6 protein-coding genes are annotated in these 4,818 nt (G+C 68.2%); 2 read left to right on the forward strand and 4 right to left on the reverse strand.

What is annotated here, in order from left to right; genetic code table 11:
* The first annotated feature begins 22 nt into the window (after positions 1-22).
* Complete coding sequence (gene clpX, locus ACRDPN_RS06595; protein WP_431446578.1) at positions 23-1,294, forward strand: ATP-dependent Clp protease ATP-binding subunit ClpX; 1,272 nt, start codon at positions 23-25, stop codon at positions 1,292-1,294.
* A gap of 12 nt (positions 1,295-1,306) precedes the next feature.
* Here the strand turns inward: clpX and ACRDPN_RS06600 are convergent, their stop codons facing one another.
* A complete protein-coding gene (locus ACRDPN_RS06600; RefSeq protein WP_431446579.1) occupies positions 1,307-1,963 on the reverse strand; it encodes a response regulator in 657 nt (218 codons plus the stop codon).
* The gene (locus ACRDPN_RS06605) at positions 1,960-3,114 is read right to left on the reverse strand and encodes a sensor histidine kinase (RefSeq protein ID WP_431446580.1); all 1,155 of its coding nucleotides are present in this window, start codon (positions 3,112-3,114) and stop codon (positions 1,960-1,962) included. The genes ACRDPN_RS06600 and ACRDPN_RS06605 overlap by 4 nt, the downstream gene beginning before the upstream one ends.
* 167 nt (positions 3,115-3,281) lie before the next feature.
* On the opposite strand from ACRDPN_RS06605, the gene ACRDPN_RS06610 reads away from it, so the two are divergent.
* Entirely contained in the window at positions 3,282-3,983 is a 702-nt protein-coding gene (locus tag ACRDPN_RS06610) for a hypothetical protein (protein WP_431446581.1), read from the forward strand.
* Between the two features lie 4 nt (positions 3,984-3,987).
* Here the strand turns inward: ACRDPN_RS06610 and ACRDPN_RS06615 are convergent, their stop codons facing one another.
* Complete coding sequence (locus tag ACRDPN_RS06615) at positions 3,988-4,254, reverse strand: HPr family phosphocarrier protein (protein WP_431446582.1); 267 nt, start codon at positions 4,252-4,254, stop codon at positions 3,988-3,990.
* A 4-nt stretch (positions 4,255-4,258) separates the two neighbouring features.
* Positions 4,259-4,818 (reverse strand): 1-phosphofructokinase family hexose kinase (locus ACRDPN_RS06620; RefSeq protein WP_431446583.1); only part of this gene is annotated, 560 nt, incomplete at its 5' end.

Consider the following 4,818-nt stretch of genomic DNA (forward strand, 5'->3'; position numbering starts at 1 on the left):
CGCCTGCGAAAGGACATGACACGTGGCACGCATTGGTGAGACCGCCGATCTGCTGAAGTGCTCGTTCTGTGGCAAGAGCCAGAAGCAGGTCAAGAAGCTCATCGCCGGGCCCGGCGTCTACATCTGCGACGAGTGCATCGACCTCTGCAACGAGATCATCGAGGAAGAGCTCGCCGAAGGCGCCGAGCTCAGCCTCGGCGAGCTGCCGAAGCCGCACGAGATCTTCGACTTCCTCGGCGGCTATGTCATCGGGCAGGACGCCGCCAAGAAGTCGTTGGCCGTGGCGGTCTACAACCACTACAAGCGGGTGCAGGCGCAGGCCTCCGCCGGGCGCAGCAAGGACGACGGCGTCGAGCTGGCGAAATCCAACATCCTGCTCGTCGGCCCCACCGGCTGCGGCAAGACGTACCTCGCCCAGACACTCGCCCGCATGCTCAACGTGCCGTTCGCCATCGCCGACGCCACCGCCCTCACCGAGGCCGGATACGTCGGCGAGGACGTCGAGAACATCCTGCTCAAGCTCATCCAGGCCGCCGATTACGACGTCAAGAAGGCCGAGACGGGCATCATCTACATCGACGAGGTCGACAAGATCTCGCGCAAGAGCGAGAACCCCTCCATCACGCGCGACGTCTCAGGTGAGGGCGTGCAGCAGGCGCTGCTGAAGATCCTCGAGGGCACCACCGCCTCCGTGCCCCCGCAGGGCGGGCGCAAGCACCCGCATCAGGAGTTCATCCAGATCGACACCACCAACGTGCTGTTCATCGTCGGCGGCGCGTTCGCCGGCCTCGAGGAGATCATCGAGCAGCGGAGCGGCAAGATGGGCCTCGGCTTCAACGTCGACCGCAAGGAGATCAGCCGCACCGGCGAGCCGGAGAAGCTCTACTCCAAGGTGCTCCCGGAAGACCTCCTCAAGTTCGGTCTCATTCCGGAGTTCATCGGCCGCCTCCCCGTCATCGCCGCGGTCGACAACCTCGACCAGGACGCGCTCGTCTCCATCCTCACCGAGCCCCGCAACGCCCTCACCAAGCAGTTCGAGCGGCTCTTCGAGATCGACGGTGTCGAGCTCGAGTTCACCCGCGAATCGTGCGAGGCGATGGCCGAGCTCGCGCTCGCGCGGGGCACGGGCGCCCGCGGGCTGCGCTCGATCATCGAGCACGTCCTCCAGCCGGTCATGTACGACATCCCCGGCCGCGACGACGTCGCCAAGGTCGTTGTCACCGCCGAGACCGTGCAGGGCTCCGAGGGCCCCACAGTCCTCAGCCACGACGAGGTCGAGAAGAAGGCTTCGTAGGGTTTCGCGGGTTTACCCGCCCGGCTCGACGACGCCGTTCTCGTAGGCGAACACCACCACCTGTACGCGGTCGCGGAGCTGCAGTTTCGACAGGATGCGTGCGACGTGGGTCTTCACCGTGCCCTCGCCCACCACGAGGGAGTCAGCGATCTCGGCGTTCGACATCCCGGCGGCCACGAGTCCGAGCACTTCCCGCTCACGCTCCGTGAGTGCTGCCAATGCCGTTCGCCCGGTGTCGCCGGGGCGTCGTCCAGCCACGAATCGGTCGATGAGGCGACGGGTGATGCCGGCTGCGAGCAGCGCTTCTCCTGTGGCGACGACGCGGACAGCCTCGACCAGCCGGCCCGGTGACTCGGTCTTGAGCATGAACCCGGCAGCGCCGGCGCGAAGGGCGTCGTAGACGCTCTCGTCGAGGTCATAGGTCGTGAGGATCAGCACGCGCGCGCGGGATCCGCCGTCGACCAGCCTGCGTGTCGCCTCCACCCCGTCCAGGTGCGGCATGCGGACATCCATCAGGACGACGTCGGGGTCGTGGTCACGCACGAGGTCGAGGGCATGTCGACCGTCGACGGCCTCGGCGACGACCTCGATGTCGGGCTCGGACTCCAGGATCATGCGCAGCCCCGCACGCACCACCGCCTGGTCGTCAGCGACGAGCACACGGATCATGCTCGAGTCACCGGGAGCGTGGCGGTCAGTAGCCATCCGCCAGTCGGTTGCGGGCCGGCTTCGAGCCGCCCGCCGAAGACCGCGACCCGCTCGCGGATGCCGGCCAAGCCACGGCGACTGCCGGACCCGTCGGCGGATCCCGCTCCGTCGTCGGCGATCGAGATCCGCAGCTCGTCGCCGCCATAGCCGATGACGACACCAACCGAGGACGCCCCAGCGTGCTTGAGCACGTTGGTCAGGCCCTCCTGGACGATCCGGAAGGCTGAGACGTCGAGCGCCGGGGGAAGCTTCTGCGGTCCACCGTCGATCGTGAGCTCGGCGTCGAGGCCCGCTTCGCGGACCCGGGTGATCAACCTGTCCACGCTCGCCAGCGAGGGCTGGGGGTCTCGGGTACTGGGAGCGTCTTCGTCCATCAGGTCGAGGAGCGTGGCCATCTCGCCGATGGCCTCGCGTCCGGTCTCGGCGATCGAGTTCAGCACCGTGTGTGCCTGCTCCGGATCGCGGTCCATGACCTTGGATGCGGCGCCGGCCTGCAGCACGACGACGCCGAGGCTGTGCGAGATGATGTCGTGCAGCTCGGCGGCGATGCGTCGGCGCTCGGCAGCGGCGGCAGCAGCGGAGAGGGATTCCTCCTCTCGCTCGAGTGTCTCGGCGCGTGCATCGAGCGACGCGCTTCTTCGGGCGATGGCACGACCCGCGAGCCCTGCTACGACGCTGAAGACCAGCAAGGTCGAGCTCCATATCGCGTCACCGAAGCCGTGCAGGGTCGGGTCGGTGAGGTCGTGGATCGCGATCCCTGCGCCGGCGATCACCGTCGCCAGCATCAGTCGCGTGCCGTGGGCGATGGAGGAGTAGACGGCGAGAACGGTGATGAAGATGGTGCTCCAGGTCTGGCTGCCCCCGTACGCGATCGACAGACCCCCCAGCGCGACCATCACGACGGTGAGTACCGTGAGCGGCCGGCTTCGACGCCAGGCCAGCGACAGTGCGGCCGCCGGCACGACGGCCAGGTTGACCACTGTCGAGCCGCGCCAGTCGGAGCTGAGCAGCACGTCGCAGACGGCGAGCACGGCCAGGACAACGGCCGGAGCCACATCGGTCCACGGATCGACGTTCGCGGGCCACGACCGCCGAACGGCCGCGGAAGACACCTCGATCCTGACCACACCTCACGATAGACGCGGCGAGGAGCCTGCGGCGTCTGTCTGACGGAGGATTCGGTGTCTGCCGGAGGAGTACGACGGATTCACCGTGCAGGCAGACGACGAACACCGTGGTTCCGGCCTAACGTCCCTTCATCCACTCACAGGAGGACGTCATGCCAGGCACTTCACCCACCACCGGATTCAGGCGCACCATGGCCGGCATGGGGCTGATCGGATTCCCGCTCACCGGACTCGTCGCGGCCCTGCTCGACGCTGAGGAGGGCACCGAGACCGCCGGGGCCGAGCTCTACTCGATCGCCGCGGCCCATGGTGACGCCATCTTGGCCTCGGCCCTCGTCTTCATGATCTCGGCCGTCCTGACCGTTCCTGTCGCGGTGGCGGCCATGCATCTGGTCCGCGAGCGCGGCACGATCCTGGTCCATGCAGGTGCGGTGCTGCTGGTGCTCGGCGGATTCGGGCACATGGGCTTCGCCACGTGGCAGGTGATGATCACCCGGATCCCTTCCGCGTCCGACGAGGCTGCGCTGGTCGCGTTCCTCGAGCGCCAGCAAACCGTGATGACGGCCCTGATCCTTCCGCTGCTCATCGCGGTGCCCATCGGCGTGCTGTTCCTCGTGATCGCCCTGCGCAAGAGCGGCGTGGTCGAGCGCTGGTTCCTCCATGCCACCCTCGCGTTGTTCGCCTTCGACGTGGTGCTGAACTCCACCGAGCTCGAAGGCAGCAAGGTCGGCATCGGTGTCGTCTGGGCGGGACTCACCGTTCTCTTCGGTCACCTCGGGATTCGAGTTCTTCGAATGAGCGAGTCCGAGTGGTCGCGCCACTCCGAGACGGTCGACCTGCCCGGCCGGGTGTGATCGATCAGGCGGGCTGACTGTCGAGGTCCTCCTCGACGAGCCCGGCGATCAGATCGACCAGCTCGCCGTCCTCGCTGGTGACCTCCACGGTGTCGCCCATCTTCGCCCCGAGCGTCATGATCAGCAGCGCCGAGCCGGCGTCGACGGGCGTGCCGCCGGGCATCGACAGGGTCACGGGTGACGACGCGGCCGAGGCCGCCTGGGCGATGACGGCGGCCGGTCGGGCGTGCAGGCCGACCAATGATCCGACGGTCACGGACTTGCTGGTCATGGGGTCATCCTTCGTTCCAACGGCGTGCTTCGGTCAACGGCGGAAGATCGGTGGGGGAGGGCATCGTGGAACCGGGCAGGGACGCCGCCGCGCTGCCGTAGGTGACGGCGAGGGTCAGCCGCTTGGCAGGGTCGAGGCCGTCGAGCGCGCCCAGCAGGTAGCCGGCGAGGGCCGAGTCGCCGGCCCCGACGGTGCTCCGGGCCTGGACGGGCGGGGCGTCGACGGTCCACGTGCCGTCGGCGGTGAGCAACACGGCGCCCCGGCTGCCGCGCGTCAGGAGCACGGCGCCGATGCCGGCGTCGAGCAGGGGACGTGCCGCGTCGACGATCGCACCGACGTCGTCCAGCTCGGCGGGATCGGCGTCGACGAGGTCGGCGAGCTCCTCCGTGTTCGGCTTGAGCAGCGCGATGCGGTCCGGCACGCGCTCCACCGCGAGTCGCAACGGCTCACCCGACGTGTCGAGCGCGATCGCGAGCTCCTCGTCCTTGAGCGCGGCGATGACGTCGGCATACCACCCGGGATCGACGTCGGGAGGCAACGATCCGGACAGTACCGCCCATCGGG

The sequence above is a fragment of the Aeromicrobium sp. genome (genome assembly GCF_050700635.1).
Classification (GTDB): domain Bacteria; phylum Actinomycetota; class Actinomycetes; order Propionibacteriales; family Nocardioidaceae; genus Aeromicrobium.

Excerpts from the sequence above, each read along its gene's own strand:
- ACRDPN_RS06600 (WP_431446579.1), bottom strand. The coding sequence starts at position 1,963 with ATGATCCGTGTGCTCGTCGCTGACGACCAGGCGGTGGTGCGTGCGGGG.
- ACRDPN_RS06610 (WP_431446581.1), top strand. The coding sequence starts at position 3,282 with ATGCCAGGCACTTCACCCACCACCGGATTCAGGCGCACCATGGCCGGC.
- ACRDPN_RS06615 (WP_431446582.1), bottom strand. The coding sequence starts at position 4,254 with ATGACCAGCAAGTCCGTGACCGTCGGATCATTGGTCGGCCTGCACGCC.